This is a genomic window from Micromonospora sp. KC721, assembly GCF_004348355.1.
GTDB lineage: Bacteria > Actinomycetota > Actinomycetes > Mycobacteriales > Micromonosporaceae > Micromonospora.
Map to the genome: position 1 here is coordinate 1 of NZ_SMJY01000021.1, position 25,377 is coordinate 25,377.

At 71.4% G+C, this 25,377-nt stretch carries 24 protein-coding genes; 12 read left to right on the forward strand and 12 right to left on the reverse strand.

Going from position 1 to position 25,377, the window contains the following annotated elements; translation table 11 throughout:
* Nucleotides 1-370 precede the first annotated feature (370 nt).
* Nucleotides 371-964 (forward strand): hypothetical protein, encoded by a 594-nt coding sequence (locus E1182_RS06230; protein WP_132261855.1) that lies wholly within the window; start codon nt 371-373, stop codon nt 962-964.
* Between the two features lie 66 nt (nt 965-1,030).
* Here E1182_RS06230 and E1182_RS06235 read toward each other — a convergent pair whose 3' ends face one another.
* Both E1182_RS06235 and dnaE read right to left on the reverse strand, forming a co-directional pair.
* Nucleotides 1,031-2,068, reverse strand: a complete 1,038-nt coding sequence (locus tag E1182_RS06235) for an aminotransferase class V-fold PLP-dependent enzyme (RefSeq protein ID WP_132261857.1) — start codon at nt 2,066-2,068, stop codon at nt 1,031-1,033.
* A gap of 206 nt (nt 2,069-2,274) precedes the next feature.
* Entirely contained in the window at nt 2,275-5,808 is a 3,534-nt protein-coding gene (gene dnaE / locus E1182_RS06240; RefSeq protein WP_132261859.1) for a DNA polymerase III subunit alpha, read from the reverse strand.
* A gap of 249 nt (nt 5,809-6,057) precedes the next feature.
* On the opposite strand from dnaE, the gene E1182_RS06245 reads away from it, so the two are divergent.
* The 8 genes from E1182_RS06245 (at nt 6,058) to E1182_RS06280 (ending at nt 12,994) form a co-directional block, all read left to right on the forward strand.
* Nucleotides 6,058-6,603, forward strand: a complete 546-nt coding sequence (locus E1182_RS06245; RefSeq protein WP_132261861.1) for an RNA polymerase sigma factor — start codon at nt 6,058-6,060, stop codon at nt 6,601-6,603.
* 151 nt (nt 6,604-6,754) lie between these two features.
* The gene (locus E1182_RS31975; protein ID WP_243706062.1) at nt 6,755-7,447 is read left to right on the forward strand and encodes a hypothetical protein; all 693 of its coding nucleotides are present in this window, start codon (nt 6,755-6,757) and stop codon (nt 7,445-7,447) included.
* Nucleotides 7,448-7,574: 127 nt separating this feature from the next.
* Nucleotides 7,575-7,916 (forward strand): PadR family transcriptional regulator, encoded by a 342-nt coding sequence (locus E1182_RS06255; protein ID WP_132261863.1) that lies wholly within the window; start codon nt 7,575-7,577, stop codon nt 7,914-7,916.
* Entirely contained in the window at nt 7,913-8,863 is a 951-nt protein-coding gene (locus E1182_RS06260) for a permease prefix domain 1-containing protein (protein ID WP_132261865.1), read from the forward strand. The genes E1182_RS06255 and E1182_RS06260 overlap by 4 nt, the downstream gene beginning before the upstream one ends.
* Nucleotides 8,864-8,973: 110 nt before the next feature.
* On the forward strand, nt 8,974-10,260 hold the full coding sequence (locus E1182_RS06265; protein WP_132261867.1) for a sensor histidine kinase: 1,287 nt from the start codon (nt 8,974-8,976) through the stop codon (nt 10,258-10,260).
* Nucleotides 10,257-10,961, forward strand: coding sequence for a response regulator transcription factor (locus tag E1182_RS06270; RefSeq protein ID WP_132261869.1), 705 nt, complete (start codon nt 10,257-10,259; stop codon nt 10,959-10,961). Before E1182_RS06265 ends, E1182_RS06270 begins: the two co-directional genes overlap by 4 nt.
* 81 nt (nt 10,962-11,042) lie before the next feature.
* Entirely contained in the window at nt 11,043-11,936 is an 894-nt protein-coding gene (locus E1182_RS06275; RefSeq protein ID WP_132261871.1) for an ABC transporter ATP-binding protein, read from the forward strand.
* Nucleotides 11,933-12,994, forward strand: coding sequence for an ABC transporter permease (locus E1182_RS06280; RefSeq protein ID WP_132261874.1), 1,062 nt, complete (start codon nt 11,933-11,935; stop codon nt 12,992-12,994). Before E1182_RS06275 ends, E1182_RS06280 begins: the two co-directional genes overlap by 4 nt.
* A gap of 43 nt (nt 12,995-13,037) precedes the next feature.
* Here E1182_RS06280 and E1182_RS06285 read toward each other — a convergent pair whose 3' ends face one another.
* A complete protein-coding gene (locus tag E1182_RS06285; RefSeq protein ID WP_132261876.1) occupies nt 13,038-13,697 on the reverse strand; it encodes a DUF402 domain-containing protein in 660 nt (219 codons plus the stop codon).
* Between the two features lie 220 nt (nt 13,698-13,917).
* Here E1182_RS06285 and E1182_RS06290 point away from each other — a divergent pair, with 220 nt between their 5' ends.
* On the forward strand, nt 13,918-14,685 hold the full coding sequence (locus E1182_RS06290; RefSeq protein ID WP_132261878.1) for a hypothetical protein: 768 nt from the start codon (nt 13,918-13,920) through the stop codon (nt 14,683-14,685).
* Nucleotides 14,686-14,888: 203 nt separating this feature from the next.
* On the opposite strand, the gene E1182_RS06295 is transcribed toward E1182_RS06290, so the two are convergent.
* Nucleotides 14,889-15,086, reverse strand: a complete 198-nt coding sequence (locus E1182_RS06295) for a DUF397 domain-containing protein (protein ID WP_132261880.1) — start codon at nt 15,084-15,086, stop codon at nt 14,889-14,891.
* Nucleotides 15,079-15,957 (reverse strand): helix-turn-helix transcriptional regulator, encoded by an 879-nt coding sequence (locus tag E1182_RS06300; RefSeq protein ID WP_132261882.1) that lies wholly within the window; start codon nt 15,955-15,957, stop codon nt 15,079-15,081. Before E1182_RS06300 ends, E1182_RS06295 begins: the two co-directional genes overlap by 8 nt.
* Before the next feature lie 640 nt (nt 15,958-16,597).
* Here E1182_RS06300 and E1182_RS06305 point away from each other — a divergent pair.
* Complete coding sequence (locus E1182_RS06305; protein WP_132261884.1) at nt 16,598-16,852, forward strand: hypothetical protein; 255 nt, start codon at nt 16,598-16,600, stop codon at nt 16,850-16,852.
* Nucleotides 16,853-16,905: 53 nt separating this feature from the next.
* On the opposite strand, the gene E1182_RS06310 is transcribed toward E1182_RS06305, so the two are convergent.
* From E1182_RS06310 to pgsA, 7 genes are all read right to left on the reverse strand, one after another.
* Entirely contained in the window at nt 16,906-17,655 is a 750-nt protein-coding gene (locus E1182_RS06310) for a YebC/PmpR family DNA-binding transcriptional regulator (protein WP_132180049.1), read from the reverse strand.
* A 247-nt stretch (nt 17,656-17,902) separates the two neighbouring features.
* Nucleotides 17,903-18,511 (reverse strand): pyridoxal 5'-phosphate synthase glutaminase subunit PdxT, encoded by a 609-nt coding sequence (gene pdxT, locus E1182_RS06315; protein ID WP_132261886.1) that lies wholly within the window; start codon nt 18,509-18,511, stop codon nt 17,903-17,905.
* 83 nt (nt 18,512-18,594) lie between these two features.
* Nucleotides 18,595-19,512: a pyridoxal 5'-phosphate synthase lyase subunit PdxS gene (gene pdxS / locus E1182_RS06320; protein WP_132261889.1), complete on the reverse strand. Its 918-nt coding sequence runs from the start codon at nt 19,510-19,512 to the stop codon at nt 18,595-18,597.
* Nucleotides 19,513-19,694: 182 nt separating this feature from the next.
* A complete protein-coding gene (locus E1182_RS06325) occupies nt 19,695-20,201 on the reverse strand; it encodes a hypothetical protein (protein ID WP_132261891.1) in 507 nt (168 codons plus the stop codon).
* Entirely contained in the window at nt 20,198-21,367 is a 1,170-nt protein-coding gene (locus tag E1182_RS06330; protein WP_132261893.1) for a glycosyltransferase family 4 protein, read from the reverse strand. The genes E1182_RS06325 and E1182_RS06330 overlap by 4 nt, the downstream gene beginning before the upstream one ends.
* Nucleotides 21,368-21,370: 3 nt before the next feature.
* Nucleotides 21,371-22,318, reverse strand: coding sequence for a phosphatidylinositol mannoside acyltransferase (locus E1182_RS06335; protein WP_132261895.1), 948 nt, complete (start codon nt 22,316-22,318; stop codon nt 21,371-21,373).
* Nucleotides 22,315-22,935: a phosphatidylinositol phosphate synthase gene (gene pgsA / locus E1182_RS06340; protein WP_132261897.1), complete on the reverse strand. Its 621-nt coding sequence runs from the start codon at nt 22,933-22,935 to the stop codon at nt 22,315-22,317. The genes E1182_RS06335 and pgsA overlap by 4 nt, the downstream gene beginning before the upstream one ends.
* 250 nt (nt 22,936-23,185) lie before the next feature.
* Between pgsA and E1182_RS06345 the strand changes: the two genes are divergently transcribed.
* Nucleotides 23,186-25,348, forward strand: a complete 2,163-nt coding sequence (locus tag E1182_RS06345) for an elongation factor G-like protein EF-G2 (RefSeq protein ID WP_132261899.1) — start codon at nt 23,186-23,188, stop codon at nt 25,346-25,348.
* Nucleotides 25,349-25,377: the final 29 nt, after the last annotated feature.

The following is a 25,377-nucleotide window of genomic DNA, read 5'->3' on the forward strand; positions in this document are numbered from 1 at the left end:
GCACGACCCTGCGGAAACGCGCAGGGCGTGCCAGGGTGTCCGATTTGCGGCCGTCCGGGGGCGGTGTCCGGTGCCGCTGGCGCGTGGTCGGGGAATCCCGGCGTGCCGCCGGTGGTTACACCCTCTGAACGATCGCAGCAGCCCTCGCTGCCTGGCCCGACACCCCGGCGCTTGACGCCGTCGGCGGAATGATGCCGGGCCGGTGGTCGTTACACATGGTCCCGGCGCCGCGAGCGAGGCCGCCACGGCCCCCCGGCCCGCCGGACACCGATCCCCCTCTCATGAACTTTCCGCGCGCCTGTTCGCAGGCGTCCGTGCGTGGCCGCACCCCCATGCCACCCGCGCGTCGATGTGTGAAGGAGTCACCCCCATGAACACGATCATGCGTAAGAGCGTTCTCGGTATCGCCGGTCTGGCGTTCGCCGGTGGCCTGGCCGCCGGCCCGCTGAACCACGGCACCACCGGCGAGCCCGTCGACACGAACCCCATCGCCTTCGTCCAGGCCGACAAGCCGGCCGTGGACACCGCGAAGCTGGTTCCGCACGGTGTGCAGGGCGAGCAGTCGCGCATCGAGCTCTCCGACGAGCAGGTCGGCAACGTCAGGGCGATCATCGCCGCGACGAAGAAGGCCGGCATGGACGAGCGGGCCGCCGTGGTCGCGGTCGGGACCGCGTTGCAGGAGTCGAAGCTGGAGAACCTGGGCCACCTGGGTGACCGCAACGACCACGACTCGCAGGGCCTGTTCCAGCAGCGTCCGTCCTCGGGCTGGGGCACGGTGGAGCAGATCACCGACCCCGAGTACGCGACCACCGCGTTCCTCACCGGCCTGAAGCAGGTCGACGGCTGGCAGGACATGCCGCTGACCCGAGCCGCGCAGACCGTGCAGGTGTCGGCCTACCCGGACCACTACGCCCAGTGGGAACAGCAGGCCGCCGACCTCGTCGCCCAACACTGGAACAGCTGACCCACCCACAGCACGCTGGCCGGCACCCCACCCGGGGTGCCGGCCAGCGGCGTGCAGGCACCCTGCTCAGCTCGTCAACGCGTCCAGCGCCAGGTCGACGTCCGCCTCGGTGGTGTAGAGGTGGAAGGAGGCGCGGACCCGTCCGGCGCGGACGGCAGCCCGTACCCCGGCCCGTGCCAGCTTCTCCTGCGCGCCCGGCACCTCCACCGTGACGATCGCGCTGTCCCCGGGCGGCTGGCCCAGGCCGGCGAGGAAGCGGTTGGCCAGCGCCACGTCGTACGCCTGGATCACCGGCGGGCCGATCTCGGCGACCAGTTCCAGGGCGGGCGCGGTGCCGACCCAGCTGAACCAGGCCGGGGAGATGTCGAACCGACGGGCGTCGTCAGCCAGCCGCAACGGCGGGCCGTAGTAGGAGGAGTGCGGGTCGGCGCCCGCGTACCAGCCGGCGGCGTCCGGGCGCATCCGCTCGCGTAGCGCCGGGGCCAGATAGGCCAGGGCCGAACCCCGCGGCGCCATCAACCACTTGTACGCCCCGACCGCGACCGCGTCGGCCAGGCCCGCGTCGAAGGGCAGCCAGCCGCATGCCTGGGTGGCGTCGACCGCCACCAGCGCGTCGTGCGCACGGGCGGCGGCGACGACCTTCTCGTACTCGGCGACCGTGCCGTCGGCGGACTGCACCAGACTGAACGCGACCAGGTCGGTGTCGGAGTCGATCGCGTCGACCAGCCCCGCCAGCGGTACGGTACGCACCCGCACCCCACGCTGCTCCTGCACCAACCAGGGGAAGAGGTTCGAGGTGAACTCCACCTCCGGCACCACCACGCTCGCCCCGGCCGGAAGGGCCGCGGCGACCGGCGCGAGCAGCTGCGACACGGTACTGCCGACGGTGACGTCCGCCGCCGGTACGCCGACCATGGTGGCGAAGGCTGTCCGGGACCGTTCGGTGGCCTCCCCCCACACCTCCCAGGAGGTACGCCCCACCCGCCAGTCCGCGAGGGCGTCCTGCACCGCCGTCCAGACCGGTTCGGGCGGCAGCCCGTAGCTGGCGGTGTTCAACCAGCCGGGCTCCGGCTGCCACAACTTCTGCGCCTGCTCCAGTTCCATGCGGCCGACGTTAACCGCGCCCCGGCGGCGGCGTCAGCGCCAATCTCCGCCTCGTGGCCCGGGTCGCCGCCGACGTCGGTTGGCCGATGCGGGAAATGCGGCCGGGCCTGTCCGACCCGGGGACCGTGACCGGAGGCAGGTGACGACCGCGCGAAACGGTCAGCCGCCGCCTCCGGGACCACGGCGACCAGCGGGGCCTGCCAGCGTCAGCTGACGTTGGCCGGGCCGAGGACGCTCTTGAGGTCACCCATCAGCGCGGTGGTGGGCGCCACCCGGAACGGGCCGAGCCGCAGGGTGGTGGTCCTGCCGCCGTTGAGCAGCTTGACGTGCACCTCGGTGTCACCCGGGTGCAGCACCAGGGTTTCCTTGAGCCGCTCCACCAGCGGTGGGGTGCAGCGGTGCACCGGGATGGTGAGGGTCACCGGCTTGTTCGCCGGGTTGCTGCTGATATCCGGCATGGACATGTCCATCGCCATGATCCGTGGGGTGTCGTCACGGCGGTCCACCCGCCCCTTGACCACCACGATCGCGTCCTCGGCGATGTACTGCCCGATCACCTCGTACGTGTTGGGGAAGAACAGCGTCTCGACCCCACCGGCCAGGTCCTCCAGCGTCGCCGACGCCCAGGCACGGCCCTGCTTGGTGACCCGCCGCTGCACCCCGGAGAGGATGCCGGCGAGGGTGACCACCGCCCCGTCGGGGACGGTTCCCTCCTCGGACAGGGCGGCGATGGTGCAGTCCGCCGCCGCACCGAGCACGTGTTCCAGGCCGAAGAGCGGATGGTCGGAGACGTACAGGCCGAGCATCTCGCGTTCGAAGGCGAGCTTGTCGCGCTTGTCCCACTCGCTCTCGCCGATGGTCGGCATGACCGTGGTGCTGCCCCCGGTGTCGGCGTCACCGAAGCCGGCGCCGAAGAGGTCGTACTGCCCGACGGCCTCCTTGCGCTTGACGTCGGCGAAGGCGTCGATCGCGTCGGCGTGCACGGCGAGCAGGCCCTTGCGGGTGTGGCCCAGGGAGTCGAAGGCGCCCGCCTTGATCAGGGATTCGATGGTCTTCTTGTTGCAGACCACCGCGTCGACCTTGGACAGGAAGTCGTAGAAGTCGGCGTAGTCGCCCTTCTCCTGGCGGCACCGCATGATCGCCGCCACCACGTTCGCGCCGACGTTGCGCACCGCCGCCAGGCCGAAGCGGATGTCCCGGCCGACCGGGGTGAACGGGCCGGCCGAGGTGTTGACGTCCGGCGGCAGGACCTGGATGCGCATCCGCCGGCACTCCGACAGGTAGAGCGCCATCTTGTCCTTGTCGTCACCGACCGAGGTGAGCAGCGCCGCCATGTACTCGGCCGGGTAGTGCGCCTTGAGGTACGCCGTCCAGTACGACACCAGGCCGTACGCGGCGGAGTGCGCCTTGTTGAAGGCGTACCCGGCGAACGGCACCAGGACGTCCCACACCGCCTGGATCGCCTGGTCGGAGTAGCCGCGCTCGCGGCAGCCGTCCCGGAACGGGATGAACTCCTTGTCGAGGATCTCCTTCTTCTTCTTGCCCATCGCCCGGCGCAGCAGGTCGGCCTGGCCGAGGGTGTAGCCGGCGAGGATCTGGGCGGCGCGCTGCACCTGCTCCTGGTAGACGATCAGGCCGTGGGTGGGGGCGAGGATCTCCCGCAGTGGCTCCTCCAGCTCCGGGTGGATCGGGGTGATCTCCTGGAGGCCGTTCTTGCGCAGCGCGTAGTTGGTGTGCGAGTCCACGCCCATCGGGCCGGGCCGGTACAGCGCCAGGACGGCGGAGATGTCCTCGAAGTTGTCCGGTTTCATCAGCCGCAGCAGCGAGCGCATCGGCCCGCCGTCGAGCTGGAACACGCCGAGGGTGTCGCCTCGGGCCAGCAGTTCGTACGCGGCCTTGTCGTCCAGCGGCAGGGCCAGCAGGTCCAGCTCCTTGCCGTGGTTGAGCTGGATGTTCTTGACCGCGTCGTCGATGATCGTCAGGTTGCGCAGGCCGAGGAAGTCCATCTTCAACAGCCCGAGCGACTCGCAGGTCGGGTAGTCGAACTGGGTGATGATGACCCCGTCGGAGTCCCGGCGCATCAGCGGGATGTGCTCGATGATCGGCTCGGCGGACATGATGACGCCGGCGGCGTGCACGCCGGTCTGCCGGATCAGCCCCTCGATGCCCTTCGCGGTGTCGATCACCTTCTTGACGTCCGGGTCGGACTCGTACAGGCCACGGATCTCGCCGGCCTCGGCGTAGCGCGGGTGCTTCGGGTCGAAGATGCCCGACAGCGGGATGTCCTTGCCCATCACCGCCGGCGGCATCGCCTTGGTGATGCGGTCACCCACGGCGTACGGGAAACCGAGCACCCGGGCCGAGTCCTTGATCGCGGCCTTCGCCTTGATCGTGCCGAAGGTCGCGATCTGGGCGACCTTGTCCTCACCCCACTTGTCGGTGACGTACTTGATCACCTCACCGCGCCGGCGCTCGTCGAAGTCGATGTCGACATCCGGCATCGAGACCCGCTCGGGGTTGAGGAACCGCTCGAAGATCAGCCCGTGCGGGATCGGGTCCAGGTCGGTGATGCCCAGCGCGTACGCGACCAGCGATCCGGCGGCCGAACCACGGCCCGGGCCGACGGCGATGCCCTGGCTCTTCGCCCACTGGATGAAGTCGGCGACCACGAGGAAGTACGACGGGAAACCCATCTGGACGATGACGCCCAGCTCGTACTCGGCCTGGACGACGTGCCCCTCCGGGATCCCGTTCGGGAAGCGGCGGGCCAGCCCCCTGAAGGTCTCCTTGCGGAACCAGGACTCCTCGGTCTCCCCCTCGGGCACGGGGAACCGGGGCATCAGGTTGTGGAACTCGAACATCCCGGCCGGGTCGACCTTCTCGGCCACCAGCAGCGTGTTGCGGCAGCCCTGCTGCCACAGCTCCGAGGAGTCGACCGCGCGCATCTGCTCGGCGCTCTTGACGAAGTAGCCGCCGCCCTCGAAGCGGAACCGATTCGGGTCGGCGATGTTGCTGCCGGTCTGCACGCAGAGCAGCACGTCGTGCGCCTCGGCCTGCGCCTCGTGTGTGTAGTGCGAGTCGTTGGTGACCACCGGCGGGATGTCGAGCTTGCGGGCGATCTCGGTGAGCCCGTCGCGGACCCGGCGCTCGATCTCCAGGCCGTGGTCCATGATCTCCAGAAAGTAGTTCTCCCTGCCGAAGATGTCCTGGTACGCGGCGGCGACCTTGAGCGCCTCGTCGAACTGGCCCAGTCGCAGCCGGGTCTGCACCGCCCCGGAGGGACAGCCGGTGGTGGCCATGATGCCCTCGGCGTGCTCGGCGATCAGCTCCATGTCCATCCGGGGCCACTTGACGTAGTGGCCCTCCATCGAGGCGCGCGAGTTGAGGGTGAACAGGTTGTGCAGGCCGGTCTTGTTCGCCGCCCACATGGTCATGTGGGTGATCGCGCCGTTGCCGGAGACGTCGTCGCTCTTCTGTTCCGGCCGGCCCCACTTCACCCGCGCCTTGTGGAACCGCGACTCCGGGGCCACGTACGCCTCGACGCCGAGGATCGGCTTGACCCCGGCGGCCATCGCCTGCTTGTAGAAGTCGTTCGCGCCGTGCATGTTGCCGTGGTCGGTGATCGCCACCGCCGGCATGCCGAGCCGGTTGGCCTCGGCGAAGAGATCCTTGAGCCGGGCCGCCCCGTCGAGCATCGAGTACTCCGTGTGCACGTGCAGATGCGCGAACGAATCGCCCATGCGGAGCGCCCCCCGGGGTCGGATCGTGGATGGTCGGCCTACCCTATCGCCGGCCGGACGAGCGTCTCCAGCGCACGCGCGGAGACACCCGCGGCCAGTGGCGTGGATCTCCCACGGCCGGTGTGGATCTTCCCGGAACGGTGGGCCAACGCCGTCGCCGAGTCGGCTGCCGGACTCGGTCCGCGCACCGGCGCAGGTGTCGTCGTAGCCTGGACGCCAGCGCGGCATCGGCGAACACGGGACGGCGCAATGGGCCTGGGCAACGGCATCGACGAGCTGGCCGCGGCGGCGGCGCGCGGCGAGCCGGGGGCACTGGACGCCCTGCTGGCGGCGGTACGTCCGGAGGTGCTGCGGTTGTGCGGCCGGCTGCTGCCCAACCGGGAGGACGCCGAGGAGGCCTGCCAGGACGCGCTGCTCGCGCTGGCCCGGGGCATCACCCGGTTCGAGGGCCGGTCGTCGTTCCACACCTGGCTGTACCGGCTGACCGCCAACCGGGCCCGCTCGACGTACCGGGCGCTGCGCCGGCGTTGGCAACTGGAGGCCGGTGGGGTTCCGCTGCCGGATGCGGCCGACCCCCGGCGAACCAGCGTGGTCGCCGGCACCCGGCTGGACCTGCTCGACGCGCTCGACCACGTCCGCCCCGAACTCGCCGAGGCGGTGGTCCTGCGCGACGTGCTCGGACTGAGCTACCGCGAGATCGCCGACCTGCTCGACCTGCCGGAGGGCACCGTGAAGTCACGGATGCACGAGGCGCGCCGGCAGGTGCGCGGCCGGTTGGCCGGCTCCGGCGACTGATCCGCCGGACCGTCGGGTCGGTGGCGACCGGCGGGTGTGGGTGGGGGGTGGTTCCACCGCGCCGGAGAAGAGTCGACCATCCGACGAACCGCCACGGCCGGCGCGGGGACCAACAGGGCAGGCAAACCCCGCCGTCGAGAAGGAGACTCCCGTGCACCGTCTTGCGTACGTCGTCGTCGCGGCCGTGCTGGCCCTCGCCGGGCCGGCTCCGGCCGCTGCCCGGCTGGCGTCATCCGGCCACCAGTCGCCCGGCCGTCCGGCCGTGGCGCCCGCCGCGCACCCCGACAGCACCAACCCCGCCGGCGCGGGCCGCACCGGCACCATCGCACCGGCCGGGGTGGACCGCACCGGCACCGCCCGGGCCGGGGCCGGCCACCCGCGACCTGTCACCCCTGGGGCCGACGAGGTCGACCTGATGAGTGTCCGGGGTGCCGGCCCGTTCCGGATCGGTGCGCGCCTGGATGACCTGTCGGCCGCGGGCCTGATCGACTGGACGGCGTCCGACTGCGCGGGCGTGGTCCGGGCCGGGGTCACCGGCACCTGGGCGGGGGTGATCCTGCTGGCCTTCCGGAGCGGACGGCTGGTGGAGATCGGCACCGCCACCGCCCCGCCCCGCTCGCCCGCCGGGGCCGCCGTCGGGATGAGCTTCGCCCAACTGGAGGAGATCTACGGGCCCCGGGGAGAACTCATCGCGAACGACGCCGGGACCGCCAGCGCGTACCTGGTGCGGGTGGGTGCCCGGGTGGAGCTGTTCACCGGCCACCCGATCCGCTCGGGGGTCGGCTACTTCCAGGTGGGTCCGGCGTCCTTTGTCGAGCGCGCCTTCCGGCGAGGCGCCTGCTGAGCGGTGGGTACGGGCGTCCGGACCAGACCGGGCGCCCGGTACGCCGGATCCGTCCCGTTGCACAAATGACTGAACACAGCAATGTCCGCTCATCCATTAGTGTGTGCCGCACAGTATAGTGCGACACATGGTCAGCGATGACGTGCTACGAACACACCTCCAAGAGCTCCGCCGGGGCACGGTGGTGGTGGCGAGCCTGGTCGCCCTACGCCGCCCCGACTACGGCTACGCGCTGCTGCAACGCCTGACGGCGCACGGCTTCCCGGTCGACGCCAACACGCTCTACCCCCTGCTCCGCCGGCTGGAGGAGCAGGGGCTGTTGACCAGCGAGTGGAACACCGAGGAGAGCCGGCCCCGCAAGTTCTACCGCATCAGTGCCGACGGGGAGACGGTGCTGGGCCGCCTCCTGGACGACCTCGCCGCCGTGCAGACCTCCGTCACCGGGCTGATCGAAGGAGTGGAGCGATGACCTCACTGACCGACCGTTACCTCGCCGCGACCCTGCGGACCGTGCCCGCACCGCGGCGCACCGAACTCGCCGACGAGCTGCGCGCCTCGATCGCGGACATGATCGAGGGCCGGACCGCCGCCGGGCAGGACACCGCGGTCGCCGAGCGGGAGGTGCTCACCGAACTGGGCCACCCCGACCGGCTCGCCGCCCGGTACGCCGACCGCCCGCTCCAGCTCATCGGCCCGACGTACTACCTGGTCTGGTCGAGCCTGCTGCGCCGGCTGCTCACCATCATCCCGGCCCTGGTGGGGGTGGTGGTCGGCGTCCTTGAGGCCACCGTGGGTGACCAGCCGCACCGGGCGATCGGGGCGGGCATCGCCGCGGCCTTCCAGACCGCCGTGCAGATCGCCTTCTGGGTGACGGTCGTCTTCGCGGTGCTGGAACGCACCCGCACCCCGCTGGAGCTGCCGGAGTGGAGCGTGGACCAACTCCCGGAGGTGCCGTTGGAGCGGAACGTGCCCCTGACCGACACCTGCGCGTCGATCGCCTTCCTGCTGCTCACCCTCGCCTTCCTTCCCTGGCAGCACCACCGGTCCTGGGTCTCCGACGCCAACGGCGACAACCTGCCGATCCTCGACCCGGCACTGTGGACGTCCTGGCTGCCGGTGCTCGCCGCCGTGCTGGTCGCCAGCATCGGTCTGGAGATCGTCAAATACCGCGCCGGCCGGTGGACGTGGCCGCTGGTGGCCGTCAACACGGCGCTCGGCCTGGCCTTCGCGCTCCCGGTCGGCTACCTGGTGCTCACCGACCGCCTGCTCAACCCGGCCCTGGTGGACCGGTTCGAGTGGCTGCGCGAGGGTGACAACCAGGGCCTCACCGCCGGCATCGTGGTGGTGGTCGTCGCCGCCGTCACCGTCTGGGACATCGCCGACAGCGTGGTCAAGGCCCGCCGGCACCACCGCTGACCCTGCCCCGCCCCGGCGCGACCCGCGCCGGGGCGGACGGCTGTCCGGTCCGTCCGCCCCCGCCGGGTCGGCGCGGCGGCCGGGCGGCGGGGGTGCGATCCTCGACCCCGATGAGCACCATGACCGCCAGCGAATGGCGCCGCCCCGGCCCCACCCCCGAGCAGCAGCGGCTCGACGTCTACGCCGGCCTGGCACTGACCGTGCTGGCCCTGCTCAGCCTCACGCTGGCCCGCAGCACCGGAGCGTTCCTGCTCGGCCCGCCGCCGTCCGGGCCGGAGCAGATCTTCTGGACCGTCGCGGTCACCCTGCCGCTGCTCTGGCGGCGCCGGTTCCCCGCCGTGGTCATGATCGTGGTCTCGGTCACCTTCATCGGCTCCCAGGCCCGGTCCGCTCCGGAGACGCAGCTCTCCGGCTGGGCGCTGTTCGCCGCCCTCTACACGCTCGGGGCCTGGGGACGGAACCGCCGGACGGCACGGCGGGTGCGCGTCGCGGTGATCGCCGAGATGTTCGTCTGGCTCGGGATCTACCACGCGGTCAGCTACGGCAGGATCCCCGAGGACGCCTTCTCCGACGCGGTCGGGCCGGTCCCCCCGCTGCTGGCCGCGATCATCACCAGCGTCCTGGCCAACGTGCTCTTCTTCGGCTTCGCGTACTTCGTCGGCGAGACGGCCTGGTTGGCCGCCCGCCGACAACACGAACTCCAGGAACAGGCCGAACAGTTGCGCCGCTCGCAGGCCGAGGCCCGCGAGCGGGCCGTGGTCGGCGAGCGGGTCCGCATCGCCCGGGAGCTGCACGACGTGGTCGCCCACCACGTGTCGGTGATGGGGGTGCAGGCGTCCGCCTGCCGGCGGGTGTTCGACAAGGACCCGGCCAAGGCGCTCACGGCGCTGTCCTCGATCGAGGAGACCGCCCGTACCGCGGTCGACGAGCTGCGGCGCATGCTGGGCGTGCTGCGCACCTCCGACAGCGCCCCGGTCGGGCCGGAGCCGGACCGGCCGGCCGCGCTGGACCAGATCGCCGCCGTGGTCGATCGGGCGCGCGAGGCCGGGTTGCGGGCCACGCTCGGGGTGTACGGTGAGCGTCCGCCGCTGCCGGAGTCGGTCTCGCAGGCCGCGTACCGGATCGTGCAGGAGGCGGTCACGAACACACTCAAGCACGCCACCGGCGCCACCATGATCGACATCCGCATCCGCTACCTGGCCCAGGAACTGGAGGTCGACGTGACCGACGACGGACGCGCCACCCGGCCCACCAACGCCGACGGACTCGGCCTGGTCGGCATGCGGGAGCGGGTCGGCACCCATGGCGGTGTGCTGGAGGTCGGCCCCCGCGCCGGAGGCGGCTGGCGGGTACGCGCCCGGTTCCCGGTGTCCACGATGGCGGAGCGTTCCGCGTGAGCGCGACGCACCCGACGGCTGCGACCGGTCGGCCCGTCCGAGTTCTGCTCGCCGACGACCAGCACCTCGTCCGCACCGGCTTCCGGGTCATCCTCGAGGTGGAGGACGACATCGAGGTGGTCGGTGAGGCCGCCGACGGCGAGCGGGCCGTCGCCATGACCCGGGCGCTACGTCCCGACGTGGTGCTGATGGACGTCCAGATGCCGGGGATGGACGGCCTGGAGGCGACCCGGCGGATCATCACGGAGTTCCCCGCCGGCCCCGCGGTGCTGATCCTGACCACCTTCGATCACGACGACTACCTCTTCGCGGCGCTGCGGGTCGGCGCGAGCGGGTTCCTGCTCAAGAACGGCACCCCGGAGGACCTGGTGGAGGCGATCCGCGTGCTGGCCCGCGGCGACGGCCTGCTCGCCCCGGAGCTGACCCGGCGGGTGATCGCCACCTTCGCCCGACCCGGCGTCGCCGGTCCGACCGGGGTCGACGCCCAGGGGGCGCTGGGCGAGCTCACCCCCCGGGAACGGGAGGTGCTGGTGCTGGTGGCCAGCGGGGCCAGCAACGCCGAGATCGCCGCCGCCCTGCACCTGGGCGAGGCCACGGTGAAGACCCACGTCAGCCGGGTCCTGGCCAAGCTGGGGCTGCGCGACCGGGTCCAGGCGGTGGTCTTCGCGTACGAACACGGGGTGGTGCGACCCGGCGGCTGAGCTAATCCGCCTCGCGGCGGACGCCCAGGACCACCGCCGGACGGACGGCGACCCCACGGCGGCCGATCTAGCGTGAACGCCGTGACCAACGTGCTCCGTCTCGACGGCGTCGACCGCAGTTTCGGCGACCGTCGGGTACTCAGGAACGTGTCGTTCGACGTGACGGCGGGCCGGATGACCGGCTTCGTCGGCGGCAACGGCGCCGGCAAGACGACCTCCATGCGGATCATCCTCGGATTGCTCGCCCCCGACGCCGGCCAGGTGAGCTGGCGGAACGCGCCGCTGACCCGGCAGGCCCGCCAGCGCTTCGGCTACCTGCCCGAGGAGCGGGGCCTCTACCCGAAGATGAGCGCCCGGGAACAGGTGATCTACCTGGGCCGGCTGCACGGGATGGACGCGTCGGCGGCCCGGCGCGCCACCGACGCCCTGCTGGACCGGCTCGGCCTGGCCGAACGCGGCGACGACCTGCTGGAGACGCTGTCCTTGGGCAACCAGCAGCGCGCCCAGGTCGCCGCGGCGCTGGTGCACGACCCGGAGGTGCTCATCCTCGACGAGCCGTTCTCCGGGCTCGACCCGCTGGCCGTGGAGACGGTCGTCGCGGTGCTGCGGGAGCGGGCCGCCGCCGGCGTGCCGGTGCTCTTCTCCAGTCACCAGCTCGACGTCGTCGAGCGGCTCTGCGACGACCTGGTGATCATCGCCGACGGCACGATCCGCGCGGCCGGCTCCCGGGAACAGCTACGGGCGACGTACACGGTGCCCCGATACGAGTTGGTGGTGGCGACCGACGCCGGTTGGCTGCGGGACCAACCGGAGGTGACCCTGGTCGACCTCGACGGGGCACGGGCCGTGTTCGATCTCGCCCCCGGCGTCGACGAACAGCCGGTGCTGCACGCGGCGCTGGCCCGCGGCCCGGTCCGTGCCTTCCGCCCGGTCACCCCGTCCCTCACCGAGATCTTCCGAGAGGCCACCCAGTGAGCACCACGCAGGCCACCGTCCTGGTCGCCGCCCGGGAGATCCGGGTCAAGCTGCGCGACCGCACCTTCCTGATCAGTACGCTCTTCTTCCTGCTCATCGCCGCCGCGGCGACGGTGCTGCCGCCGTTGCTCGACGGCGGCCCGGCCAGCGTGGCGACCACCGAGGCGAGCGCCGGGAAACTGCGCGCGGCCGGGCTCGACGTCCGGGTGGTGCCCGACGACCGGGCGGCCGAGCAGGCGGTCCGCGACGGCGACGTGGACGCGGCGGTGGTCTCCGGCCCGACCGTGCTGGCCATGGACGAGACCCCCGACGAGGTGGTGTCGGCGTTGAGTGCGGCACCGCCGGTGCGGCTGCTCGACCCCGACGCGGTGGACCCGATGGTGGCTTTCCTGGTGCCCTTCGCCTTCGCCTTTCTCTTCTTCGCGACCTCGCAGACCTTCGGCGTGCAGATCGCGCAGAGCGTGATCGAGGAGAAGCAGACCCGGGTGGTGGAGATCCTGGTGGCGGCGGTGCCGGTCCGGGCGCTGCTGGCCGGCAAGCTGATCGCCGGCACCCTGCTGGCGTTGGGCCAGATCATCCTGGTCGCCCTCGCCGTGGTGGTGGGGATGCGGTTCGCCGACACCGGCGGACTGCTGGACCTGCTCGCCCCGGCGATCGGCTGGTTCCTGCCGTTCTTCCTGTTCGGGTTCGTGCTCGTCGCCGCCATGTGGGTGGCGGCCGGCGCCCTGGTCGCCCGGCTGGAGGACATCGGCGGGGTGTCGATGCCGGTGCAGTTGGCGGTGATGCTGCCGTTCTTCGCGGTGATCTTCCTCAACGACAACCCGGCGGCCATGACCGCGCTGTCGTACCTGCCGTTCTCCGCCCCGACGGCGATGCCGCTGCGCCTGTTCACCGGGGACGCGGCCGGCTGGGAGCCGCTGGTGTCACTGGCCGTGCTGCTGGTGACCGCCGGGCTGGTGCTGGCCGCCGGGGCACGGGTCTACGAGGGTTCGCTGCTGCGGACCAACGGCCGCACCTCGCTGCGGACCGCCTGGCGGGGACGCGAGCCGCTCGGCTGAGCGGCAAGCGGGCGCGAGGCTGCCGGGGCCGGGTCGCGGCGCGTCAGTGGACCGGCACGGCGGCCCAGCCGGCGGGCAGGGCCGGCAGCGGCCAGGTGGGATCGGGCCGCCACCGGGCCCAGCCCTCGTCCCACCAGCGTTTCCCGGCGTCGAGCAGCGCGGCGATCCGGTCGCCCTCGGCCCGGATCGCCGCCGCCATGCCCGGGTAACGCCCCTCGACCAGCCGTTGCGCGAACATCTCGACGTCCTTCCAGACGTACCGGTCCGCGCCCGCCGGCCACCACAGGTCCAGCTCGTGATCGAGGGTGTCCACCCCGATCGGGGTACGCCGCAACGGGTCCTGGAGGTTGAAGTACCAGCCGGCGAAGGCGCGGTCGGGACCGGTCCAGAAGACGTCCACCGAGTGCGCCTCACCGGGGCGCTGGAGCATCAGCTTGCCGTGCCCGGACCACGCGGTGTGCCCGGCGACCTGCCAGGGATGCCGGCCGCAGGGGAACGCGCCCCGCTCCGGAAAGCCGAACTCGGCCCCCGGCGGCAGGTAGAGCGCGAGCAGGTCGGCGGAGTCCTCGACGCAGATCGTCGGGCAGCCGAACCAGACCTCGCCGCGCAGCACCTCACGCCGGACGACCACGTCACCCGGCGTGAACCGGTGCCCGGCGACCGCCTGACCGGCGCTGTCCCCCGCGCCACCGCTCAGCTGCATCAGCCCAGCCTAGCCACGGCCCGGCGAGGCCCGGGCGGCCTGCCCGCACCGTGCGCAGCCGCGACGGCGGGGGCGTACAGGGCGGTGACCTCCCCGCGCCGGATCACGGGAGCCGGACGTGGGCAAGGCCGGGGTCGCAAGTCGGACAGCAGTCCCGCGCGGAATCGATGACATCGCCTTCGCTGCATCGCGCACCGCGGCGGGTCGATAGGGTGGCGCGGTGTTCTCCGCCGAGGAACGTGACACGATCCGGCAGCGCCTGCTGGACCTGGCCGCTGCCGACCCCATGATCGTCGGCGCGGCCATCACCGGTTCACAGGCCACCGGCGACGAAGACCGTTGGTCTGACATCGATCTCGTGTTCGCGGTCGACGGCTCGCTCGCCGTGACCATGCAAGGCTGGACCGACCGGCTTTATGACGACTTCGACGCGGCGCACCATTGGGACGTGCCGTCCGGCTCGGCCGTGTACCGAGTGTTCCTGCTTCCAGCATGCCTCGAGGTAGATATCGCGTTCACGCCGGCCGCTCACTTCGCCCCGCACGGCCCGAGCTGGCGGACCGTCTTCGGCAACCCCGCCCAGCCGCAACCCGCACCGCTGCCGGCCCCGGACCACCTGGCCGGCCTGGCATGGCACCACGCCCTACACGCCTGGATCAGCATCCAGCGGAATCGACTCTGGCAGGCCGAGTACTGGATCAGTGCACTGCGCAGCCACGTGATTGCACTGACCAGTCTGCGCCTCGGGCATCCGACCAGCTACGCAAAGGGCGCCCACCTGCTCCCGGCTGACCTGACGGAAGCACTTCACGCCACCCTCGTCCGTACACTCGACCACGCCGAGCTACACCGCGCCCTCACCGCTGCCATCAATGCCCTGATCGCCGAACTCGAGCGCACTGATCCGGCGCTGGCGAACCGGCTGTTTCCCGCCCTCGCAGAACTCGCGGGACATCAACCTCGTCACGCACCCATCCACACGTCTTGACAATTCCTCGCCGCGACATCACCGAAGCCACTCACTGGGCCAGCCGCAGCACGACCCGACCCTTCACCTTCCTCGGACTCAGACCATCGGGTGGAAACGCCTGTGTGGGCACGAGGAAGGGAGAGCCTCCGGGGCTCTCCCTTCCTCGTTATCCGCGACGACACAGGCCACAACCCTGGGTACCGGCTCCGTCGTCGGACGGGTCAGCTCAGGGCATCTGCCCGCACGCTCTCAATGAAGGTCTGCCAGGTCTGCGGAGCGAACACCAGGGCCGGCCCCTGAACATCCTTGCTGTCGCGGACGCCGACAATGCCGGGCAGGTTGTCAGCCACCTCGACACAGGCCCCCTCATTGCCGCTGCGGGTGGACTTGCGCCAGAGGGCACCACTCATGTCACTCATCGTAGCTCTCCTTGATCACGATACTGACCAGATCCTCTGACGCGCACTCATCGAGGGCAAGCTTCCACAGCGTCTGCCATGCGTCAACGTACGTCTCAACCTCACTTGGCCTGTCCAGGTAAAGGCTGCCTGTTAGTGACTCACAGTAGATGGTGGATGGCTCGGCAGGCCGAGTGCCGACCGCCGGGAAGTCCAGCACGATGAACGCGCCAGCAACGGACGCCTTGTGCGGGCCGACACTCAGAGGCAGCACGCGGAAGCTCACGTTTCGAGCCTGCGAGGCGTTGACCAAGTGGGCAAGCTGTCTACGCCACGCCTCGAGGTCACCGATCGGGCGCCGGATCACAGCCTCGTCAATGATTGCCTCGAAGCGTGGCGCAGCAGGACTACGCCTGGCGAGAAGCTTCTGACGCTCCATCCGCAGAGCGACCTTCTGGGCGACCTCCTGCGGCGAACGGCTCTGCTTCGTAGCGAACACAGCAGACATGTATTCAGGAGTCTGAAGTAGGCCGGGGATCAGGTTCGGCTCATAGTGCCGGACGTAGCAGGCTGCGGCCTCCAGACCGACGTATAGCTCGAACCATCCCGGGATCACTTCTCCGTAGGCGTGCCACCAGCCCCGGGCCTTGCTCTCCTTGGCAAGCGACACCAACACTTCCGTCAGGTCCGACGCGGTGCCGTACAGGTCGCACATGAGTTTCACGTCATGGGTACGCAGGGACGTGTGCCCGCCCTCAAGCCGATACATCTTGGCCCGGGACCACTCCAGTGCTTCTGCTGCCGCCTCAAGGTTGATCCCGGCTTCCTCCCGTGCCTGACGGAGGAGCCTGCCGAGCTGCCGTCGTGGGACGGAAGATCCACCATCGCCCATGTCGCCTCGTCTCAGTCTGCCGCAACCGACTGTCTCATTCAGAACACACTGCCGTGCTAGATGGCACGCCGTCAATCTCTAAGCACGAATTTCGCAGTGAGACGTTGCAGATACTTGCGCATCACCGCATCGTGGCAGGTAGAGAAGCTGGACGATGATCACGGGAGGTTGATTCATGTTTCGGTGGAAATGGTTTCAGCGTCGCAACGAGCCGGTCGACGTCGTGAAGCGACCCCGCTACGGGCACCAGACTGGGGCGTACGGCCCGTACCCGGACCAGGCGGCGGGCCGGAACCAACCGACCGTGCTAACGCCGGTCGTAACCCCGGGTGACTTGCGAAGGAACTGCCGTGGGTGAGTGCGACCTGGTTCCGGCTCCCCGGTGGCCCTTGGTGGAAGTGGGGGACGTTCTGACGGTCCAGCCGTGGGACTACGTGTACGGGGATGTCGTGCTACGGCTCAAGGTCACTCACGTGCCGAGCAACGCAGACCTGCTCTCCCTCGAATGGGTACGCCTGTTCGGCATTGAGCTACGCCCGGACGGTAGTCCGTGGAGGGAGCGGGATGCCCTGATCCGCGTCAAGGCGATACGCGCCAAACCTCCGGCACGAGACGGCGTTGGAGACGTGGGGCGTCTGCCGTGAAGTTCCAAGCTGGGGAACTGTTCTACGTGACGCGTCAGGCGTCACCGCAGTTCGTGAAGCCGATCTACTTCCGGCTCATCCGCGTTCTCGATCTGGTGACATACCAGGGGTGGATCTGGCTCGACGGCTACGAGCTGAACGCGGCGGGGGACGCCACCGAGCGACGGGAGATATACGTCCAGAAGGAAGGGCTCAAGAGGCTTCGCGTCATCCCTCGGCAGTACCGGCACCAGAAGGAGCCATCGGCATGAACGCGACAGAGGCCCTACCTCTGTCCGAGGTAGGGCCTCTGTCGCAGGCGTGGTCAGCCGACCGCGGCCATGACCTCGTCGGAGACGTCGAAATTGGCGTAGACGTTCTGCACGTCGTCGCTGTCCTCCAGGACGTCGATCAGCTTGAAGATCTTGCGCGCGCCCTCCTCGTCCAGCGGCACGGTGACGCTGGGGATGAGGGAGGACTCGGCGGACTCGTACTCGATGCCGGCGTCCTGCAACGCGGTACGGACGGCGATCAGGTCGCCCGGCTCGGAGACCACCTCGTACGCCTCACCGAGATCGTTGACCTCCTCGGCCCCGGCGTCCAGGACCGCCATCATCACGTCGTCCTCGGTGGTGCCGGCCTTGGGGACGATCACCACGCCCTTGCGGGAGAACATGTACGACACCGAGCCGGCGTCGGCGAACGAACCGCCGTTGCGGGTCAGCGCGGTACGCACCTCGGTCGCGGCGCGGTTGCGGTTGTCGGTCAGGCACTCGATGAGCAGCGCCACGCCGTTCGGGCCGTACCCCTCGTACATGATCGTCTGGTAGTCGGCACCACCGGCCTCCAGGCCGGAGCCCCGCTTGACCGCGCGGTCGATGTTGTCGTTCGGGACCGAGTTCTTCTTGGCCTTCTGGATGGCGTCGAACAGGGTCGGGTTACCGGCCGGGTCGCCGCCACCGGTGCGCGCCGCGACCTCGACGTTCTTGATCAGCTTGGCGAACATCTTGCCGCGCTTGGCGTCGATGACCGCCTTCTTGTGCTTGGTCGTCGCCCACTTTGAGTGGCCGGACATCTGTTACCTCCGTTGCTACCCGCCGTCTGCATCGACCGCACCGCGTACGCCCCGTTCCCGCTGGCGCACGCGGACGGTGCCGGTCAGCCCTGCGGGAAGCCGTGGCGGGCAGATGGCCCTGCCGAATCTCGGCAATCCTACCGACGTCCCGCCGGCCGGTGTCACGCGCCGCGCGCCGCAGCACCACCCCGCCCGCCCCTATCAGGACAGACGGGGCGAAAGCGCCGGCGCGAATCCGTCGCGCCAGTCAGCGGGCGGTCCGCACCAGATCCACGAAGTACGCGTGCACCCGCGTGTCACCGGTCAGCTCGGGATGGAACGAGGTGGCCAGCAGGTTGCCCTGCCGGACCGCGACGATCCGGCCGGCGGACGGCCCCTCGGTCACCGTGCCGAGCACCTGGACACCCGCACCCACCCGCTCGACCCACGGGGCCCGGATGAACACGGCGTGGAACGGCCCGCCCTCGACACCGGCCACGTCGACCGGCGCCTCGAACGAGTCGACCTGCCGGCCGAACGCATTGCGTCGCACCGTCATCTCGATGCCGGCGAATCCGCGCTGGTCGGGGCGACCGTCCAGGACCTCGGTGGCCAGCATGATCATGCCGGCGCAGGATCCGTAGACCGGCATGCCGCCGGCGATTCGCTTGTCGATCGGCTCACGCAGCTCGAAGATGTCGGCGAGCTTGCTGATGGTGGTGGACTCCCCACCGGGGATGACCAGGGCGTCGACCGCGTCCAGCTCCGCCGGCCGGCGCACCGGCCGGGCGTCCGCCCCGGCACCGGCCAGGGCCGTGACGTGCTCGCGGACGTCCCCCTGGAGGGCGAGCACCCCGATGACGGGCGTGTCGCTCATCGCGTCGTGGCTCCTTCTCGTGTCGTCCCCGCCACCGGCGCGGGCGGCGGGCGCGGGGCGCGCCGGTGACGCGCCCCGCGTAATCACCAGCCGCGCTCGGCGAGCCGGTGCGGCTGCGGGATCTCGTCGACGTTGATACCGACCATGGCCTCGCCCAGGCCCCGGGAAACCTTGGCCAGCACGTCCGGGTCGTCGTGGAAGGTGGTGGCCTTGACGATCGCGGCGGCGCGCTGGGCTGGGTTGCCGGACTTGAAGATGCCGGAGCCGACGAAGACGCCCTCGGCACCGAGCTGCATCATCATCGCCGCGTCGGCCGGGGTGGCGATCCCGCCGGCGGTGAACAGCACCACCGGCAGCTTGCCGGTCTCGGCGACCTCCTTGACCAGCTCGTACGGCGCCTGAAGCTCCTTGGCGGCGACGAACAGCTCGTCGGCGGGCAGCGACTGCAGCCGGCGGATCTCCTGCCGGATGCGGCGCATGTGGGTGGTGGCGTTGGAGACGTCACCGGTGCCGGCCTCACCCTTGGAGCGGATCATGGCGGCGCCCTCGGTGATCCGGCGCAGCGCCTCGCCCAGGTTGGTCGCACCGCAGACGAAGGGGACGGTGAACGCCCACTTGTCGATGTGGTTGGCGTAGTCCGCCGGGGTCAGCACCTCGGACTCGTCGATGTAGTCGACGCCGAGCGACTGGAGGATCTGCGCCTCGACGAAGTGGCCGATCCGCACCTTGGCCATGACCGGGATGGAGACGGCCTCGATGATGCCGTCGATCATGTCGGGGTCGCTCATCCGGGAGACGCCGCCCTGTGCGCGGATGTCGGCGGGTACGCGCTCCAGCGCCATCACGGCGACGGCGCCGGCGTCCTCAGCGATCTTGGCCTGCTCGGCGGTGACCACGTCCATGATCACGCCGCCCTTGAGCATCTCGGCCATGCCGCGCTTGACGCGCGCGGTGCCGACGACCGGAGAGGCGTTGCTGTTCGGGGAGGTGGTTTCGGACACGGTTCATCGCTCCTCGGACGTGCTCGGGGGTGGCTAGCACTGATGCTACGCCGGGGCCAACGCCGGCCCGACAGCCAATCAGCCCCACGGTGGCCTGCACTGTGGCCCTCATCACCGGAGGTCGTGCAGGCCAATCCGCCCGCCGGAACAGCCACCGGAGACGACGGGGCGCAGCGGGCACGTCAAGCCGCGGATGTCTCGCCAGGGACGAGGAGGGTGGGATCGTCGACGTCGAAGTAGCGGGGCCACTGCTGCCCACGCCCCATCCGCAACAACCGCACCAACGGTCTGCCGCGGGCCGCCCGGGCGTCGCGCACCAGGTCCGTGTGCACCTGCCGGGCCAGGGCCAGCCGCCGGCTCGCGGCGATCACCGCCTCGCAGGCCGGGTCGGTGGGATCGAGCTCCACCGCGCGCAACTGCCGGGTGAGGTCGTTCTCGGCGGCCTCACGCTCCTCCGGGGCGGCGTCCAGGGCGATCCGCGCCGCCGCGTACAACTCCACGCCGTAGCGCTGCTCCGCCAGCACCGCCGCGGCGGCCGCGCGGCGCAGCAGGTGGGCGTCGAGCGCGCGGGCCGCCGACTCCGCCCGGATGTGCAGCCGCTGCACCCGGCCGGCCGTCCAGGCCAGGTACGCGGCGACCAGCGCCACCAGGACCGCGGTGCCGAGCACCCACCACGCCGTCGCGCTCACCCCGGGCCACCCAGTCCGGCCCACTCCTGGTCGATGACCCGACCGTCGGTGGCCTCGATCGCGGCGGCGTACACCTCCAGGACCCGGCGGGCGACCACCGGCCAGTCGTAGTGGGCTACCACCTGGTCACCGCAGGCGGTCAACGCCGCCCGCTGGTCGGCGTCGTCGAGCAGCTCCACCAGGGCGTCCCGCAGCGCCGCCGCGTCCCCGGTGGGGAAGAGCCGGCCGGCCCGCCCCCCGTCCAGCACCCGGCGGAACGCGTCGAGGTCGCTGGCGACCACGGTGGTGCCCGCCGCCAGGGCCTCGGTGAGGATCATCCCAAAGGACTCCCCGCCGGTGTTCGGCGCGACGTAGAGGTGCAGGCTGCGCAGCATCCGGGCCTTGTCCGCCTCCGGCACCGTGCCGAGGAAGGTGACCCGATCGCGCAGCTCGGCCGGGAACCGGCCGAACAGGTCGTCGGGGTCGCCCGGGCCGGCCACCAGCAGACGCAAGCCGGGCCGGTACGGTGCCAGCGCGACGAACGCGTCCCGCAGGATCGGGAAACCCTTGCGGGTCTCGGTGAACCGGCCGAGAAAACCGATCGTGCCGCCGCTGCCCGGCGCGCACTCCCCCGGCCACCCCGGCAGCGGCTCCACCCCGGCGAACTTGGTCACGGCCACCCCGTTGGGGATCTCCACCGCGCCGCCGTCCATGTGCTCGACCTGCACCTTGCGGGCCAGCGCGCTGACCGCGATCCGGGCGGTGATCCGCTCCAACACGATCTGCAGGACACCCTGCGCGGCGGCCAGCACCCGGGAGCGGGTCATCGCGGTGTGGAAGGTGGCCACCACCGGGCCCCGGGCGGAGAGCACAGCGAGCATCGACAGGCTCAGCGTCAGCGGTTCGTGCACGTGCAGCACGTCGAAGTCACCCCGGGTGATCCACCGGCGTACCCGGGCGGTGGAGACCGGACCGAAGGCGATCCGGGCCACCGAACCGTTGTACGGCAGCGGCACCGCCCGCCCCGCCGACACCACGTACGGCGGCAGCCGGGAGTCCTCGTCGGCCGGCGCGAGCACACTCACCTCGTGGCCGAGCCCGATCAGTGCCTCGGCGAGATCCATGACGTGGTTCTGCACCCCGCCGGGGACGTCGAAGGAGTACGGGCACACGATGCCGATCCGCACGCGTCAACGCCTCTCAGACCTGTCCGGTGACCGGGCCGGCCGCGACGTGTCGCCGCCCGTGCCCCGCTGGTCCAGCCACATCCGCTGCAACATGTGCCAGTCTTCCGGATGCCGGGCGATGCCAGCCGCCAGACTCTCGGCAATCCGCTGGGTCAGCACCCGAACCCGCTCGTCCAACGGCGCGGCATCCGGGTCGGGCAGCGGCAGCGGACCCTCGATCGAGGCGCACGCGATGTCCGGCTCGTACCACAGCGAGGCGACGTAGAGCGGGGCGCCGGTGCGGATGGCCAGCAGCGCCGGACCCGCCGGCATCCGGGTCCGCCCGCCGAAGAAGTCGACCTCGATGCCCCGGGCCGAGAGGTCCCGGTCGGCCAGCAACGGCACCACCGTGCCGGCGCGCAGCCGGTCCACCAGCACGTCGAAGGCGGGGCGCGGGCCGCCGCTGGTGGGCAGGATCTCCATGCCCAGACCCTGCCGGAAGGCGAGAAACCGCTCGTAGAGGCCCTCGGGGCGCAGCCGCTCGGCGACAGTGGCGATCGGCCAGCCGGTGGCGGCCACCCAGGCGCCGGCGGCGTCCCAGTTGCCGGCGTGCGGCAGCGCCACCACCGCGCCCCGCCCGCTGGCGACGTCGTCGGCGAGCATCTCGGTGCCCTTCGGGTCCAGCCGGAACCCGGCGAGAATCTCCGCGCGGCTCAGCGCGGGCAGCCGGAACGCCTCCATCCAGTACCGGGCGTACGAGCGCAGGCCCCGCCGGACCAGGTCGTCCAGTTCGACCTCGGGCAGCTCCGGGCCGACCACCCGACGCAGGTTGGCGCGCAGTCGGGCGGTACCCCCGCCGCCGGCGCGGTGGGCGCGGTCGGCGCCCGCCCGGAAGGCCGCGGCCACCACGGACCGGGGCAGCGCGCGGACCAGGCGCCACCCGGCCACGTAGCCGAGCTCGGTGAGGTTCACTCCTGGCCGACCCGCTGAACCTGCCGGTACACGTGGACCATCCGCTGCCCGACCGTGAAGATCGAGACTGCGGCGAGCAGCCAGAGCGCGACCTCCAGGGCCGGGCCGACGCCCAAGCCGGTGAGCAGACCGCCCACCCCGACGATGAGCAGCCGTTCGGTGCGTTCGGCGACACCCACGTCGCAGGTCAGCCCGAGCCCCTCGGCGCGGGCCTTGACGTAGGAGACCAGGCCGCCGGCGGCCAGGCAGAGCAGCGCGGCGGCCACCCCCGAGTGGTCGCCCTCGGTGGCCAGCCAGTACGCGACCGCGCCGAACACGGCGCTGTCGGCAATGCGGTCCATGGATGAGTCGAGGAACGCGCCGAACCGGGTGGAGCCGCCGCTCATCCGGGCCATCGTCCCGTCGAGCAGGTCGGTGAGCGCGAAGACGGTGACAATCAAGGCACCGGCGACCAGCTTCCCGCGGGCGCCGAAGCCGAGCGCACCGACGAGCACGCCGACGGTGCCGGTCACCGTGACCACGTTGGGGGACACGCCCGCGCGGAGCAGGCCGCGCGCGACCGGCTCCACGACTCGGGTCATCCCCGCGCGGGCCGTCACTTGGAAGATCTTCGCCATGGCGGTCCCACGATAACGGCCGGCAGCAGGGTGCGATACGCCCGGTCGTCCGACCCGCGCGCCGCGGGCTTGTGCCCGGTCGGCAACGGGTGTGAGATCGGTGTGGAAGGGTGACCCAGTTCACCGACCGCACGGCTCAGACCCGCCGGCCAGCAGAGCACCGGAGGATATCGCCGCGGCACCCGCCCCGGGCCCGCTTCCCGTCGTGCGCGGCGGTCGCCACCAACCACCGTGAGGGAGGTGCGCCGCGATGGCGCAGAAGAACCAGGAGAAGGGTGTCACCGGCGGCGTGCCGGTGGTGACCGAGCCCGGCAGGGTTCGCAACGTGGTGCTCGTGGGGCACTCCGGGGCGGGCAAGACCACACTGGTCGAGGCGCTGCTGGCGGCCAGCGGGACGATCGGCCGCGCCGGCACGGTCACCGACGGCACGACCGTCTGCGACCACGACCCGGCGGCGGTACGCCAGCAGCGCTCGGTGAGCCTGGCCTGCGCTCCGCTGGTCCACTCCGGCGTGAAGGTGAACCTCCTGGACACCCCCGGTTACGCCGACTTCGTCGGCGAGCTGCGCGCCGGCCTGCGCGCCGCCGACGCCGCGCTCTTCGTGGTCTCCGCCGTCGACGGCATGGACCTGGCCACCGCCGCCCTGTGGGAGGAGTGCGCGGCGGTCGACATGCCGCGTGCCGTGGCGGTCTCCCGGCTGGACCACCCGCGCGCCGACTTCGACGAGGCGGTGGCGCTGTGCCAACGGGTCTTCGGCGACAACGTGCTGCCGCTCTACCTGCCGATGCTGGGCGACGACGGCGAGTCGGTGGCCGGTCTGATGGGGCTGGTCACCCGGCGGGTCTTCGACTACTCCGGGGGTCTGCCCGCCGCCGTACGGGACCCGGACCCGGAGCACCTGCCGGCCATTGTGGAGGCCCGCAACGAGCTGATCGAGGGGATCATCGCCGAGAGCGAGGACGAGACCCTGATGGACCGCTACCTGGGCGGCGAGGAGATCGACACCGGGGTGCTGATCACCGACCTGGAGAAGGCGGTCGCCCGGGGCCACTTCTACCCGGTGGTGCCGGTCTGCGCCCCGACCGGCGTCGGCCTCGACGTGCTGCTCGACGGCCTGGTCGCCGCCTTCCCGTCGCCGTTGGAGCACGACCTGCCGCCGGTCACCGGGGTCGACGGCTCCCCCCGCCCGCCGCTGGCCTGCGACCCGGACGGCCCGCTGGTCGCCGAGGTGGTCAAGACCACCGTCGACCGGCACGTCGGCCGGGTCTCCCTGGTCCGGGTCTTCTCCGGCACGCTCCGCCCCGAGCAGGTGGTGCACGTCTCCGGGCACGGCATGGCCGAACGGGGGCACCCCGACCACGACGCCGACGAGCGGGTCGCGCACGTCTACAGCCCGCTGGGCGCGACGCTGCGCGAGGTGCCGGCTGCCGTCGCCGGCGACATCTGCGCGATCACCAAGTCGGGCAGCGCGGAGACCGGCGACACCATCTCCGCCAAGGACGACCCGCTGCTGATCGCACCCTGGGACATGCCCGAGCCGCTGCTGCCGGTGGCCGTCGTGGCCCGCAGTCGGGCCGACGAGGACGCCCTGGCCCGCAACCTGGGCCGGCTGGTGGCCGGTGACCCGACCCTGCGCCTGGAACGCAACCCGGAAACCAACCAGCTGGTGCTGTGGTGCATGGGCGAGGCGCACGCCGACGTCGTGCTGGACCGGCTGCGTGCCGGCGGGGTGGAGCTGGACACCGAGCCGGTACGGGTGGCGCTGCGGGAGACCTTCACCGTCGCCGCCACCGGCCACGGCCGACACGTCAAGCAGTCCGGCGGGCACGGCCAGTACGCCGTCTGCGACATCGAAGTGCAGCCGCTGCCGCGCGGAGCCGGCTTCGAGTTCGTCGACCGGGTGGTTGGCGGGGCCGTCCCGCACCAGTACGTCCCGTCGGTGGAGAAAGGCGTGCGCGCCCAGATGGAGCGGGGTTTGGTCGCCGGTCACCCGATGGTGGACCTGCGGGTGACCCTCGTCGACGGCAAGGCGCACAGCGTCGACTCCTCCGACGCGGCTTTCCAGACCGCGGGCGCGCTGGCGCTGCGCGACGCCGCGGAGAAGGGCCAGCCGACGCTGCTGGAGCCGGTGGACGAGGTGGTGGTCCGGGTGCCCGACGGCTCGGTCGGCGCGGTGCTGGGCGACCTGTCCGGCCGGCGTGGCCGGGTGCTCGGCACCGAATCCGACCCGGACGCCGAGGGGCGCACCCTGGTCCGCGCCGAGGTGCCCGCCACCGAACTGCTCCGCTACGCCATCGAGCTGCGCTCGATCACCTCCGGCACCGGCACCTTCCGTCGCGCCTTCGTCCGGTACGAACCCATGCCCGTCCACCTGGCCGAGCAGGTCCGCGGGGAACACGCCACCCGTACCTGACCGGTGCCCGGCCCACGCCGGGGCGGCGA

Excerpts from the sequence above, each read along its gene's own strand:
- E1182_RS06230 (WP_132261855.1), top strand. The coding sequence starts at position 371 with ATGAACACGATCATGCGTAAGAGCGTTCTCGGTATCGCCGGTCTGGCG.
- E1182_RS06235 (WP_132261857.1), bottom strand. The coding sequence starts at position 2,068 with ATGGAACTGGAGCAGGCGCAGAAGTTGTGGCAGCCGGAGCCCGGCTGG.
- dnaE (WP_132261859.1), bottom strand. The coding sequence starts at position 5,808 with ATGGGCGATTCGTTCGCGCATCTGCACGTGCACACGGAGTACTCGATG.
- E1182_RS06245 (WP_132261861.1), top strand. The coding sequence starts at position 6,058 with ATGGGCCTGGGCAACGGCATCGACGAGCTGGCCGCGGCGGCGGCGCGC.
- E1182_RS06255 (WP_132261863.1), top strand. The coding sequence starts at position 7,575 with ATGGTCAGCGATGACGTGCTACGAACACACCTCCAAGAGCTCCGCCGG.
- E1182_RS06260 (WP_132261865.1), top strand. The coding sequence starts at position 7,913 with ATGACCTCACTGACCGACCGTTACCTCGCCGCGACCCTGCGGACCGTG.
- E1182_RS06265 (WP_132261867.1), top strand. The coding sequence starts at position 8,974 with ATGAGCACCATGACCGCCAGCGAATGGCGCCGCCCCGGCCCCACCCCC.
- E1182_RS06285 (WP_132261876.1), bottom strand. The coding sequence starts at position 13,697 with ATGCAGCTGAGCGGTGGCGCGGGGGACAGCGCCGGTCAGGCGGTCGCC.
- E1182_RS06295 (WP_132261880.1), bottom strand. The coding sequence starts at position 15,086 with ATGAGTGACATGAGTGGTGCCCTCTGGCGCAAGTCCACCCGCAGCGGC.
- E1182_RS06300 (WP_132261882.1), bottom strand. The coding sequence starts at position 15,957 with ATGGGCGATGGTGGATCTTCCGTCCCACGACGGCAGCTCGGCAGGCTC.
- E1182_RS06310 (WP_132180049.1), bottom strand. The coding sequence starts at position 17,655 with ATGTCCGGCCACTCAAAGTGGGCGACGACCAAGCACAAGAAGGCGGTC.
- pdxT (WP_132261886.1), bottom strand. The coding sequence starts at position 18,511 with ATGAGCGACACGCCCGTCATCGGGGTGCTCGCCCTCCAGGGGGACGTC.
- pgsA (WP_132261897.1), bottom strand. The coding sequence starts at position 22,935 with ATGGCGAAGATCTTCCAAGTGACGGCCCGCGCGGGGATGACCCGAGTC.
- E1182_RS06345 (WP_132261899.1), top strand. The coding sequence starts at position 23,186 with ATGGCGCAGAAGAACCAGGAGAAGGGTGTCACCGGCGGCGTGCCGGTG.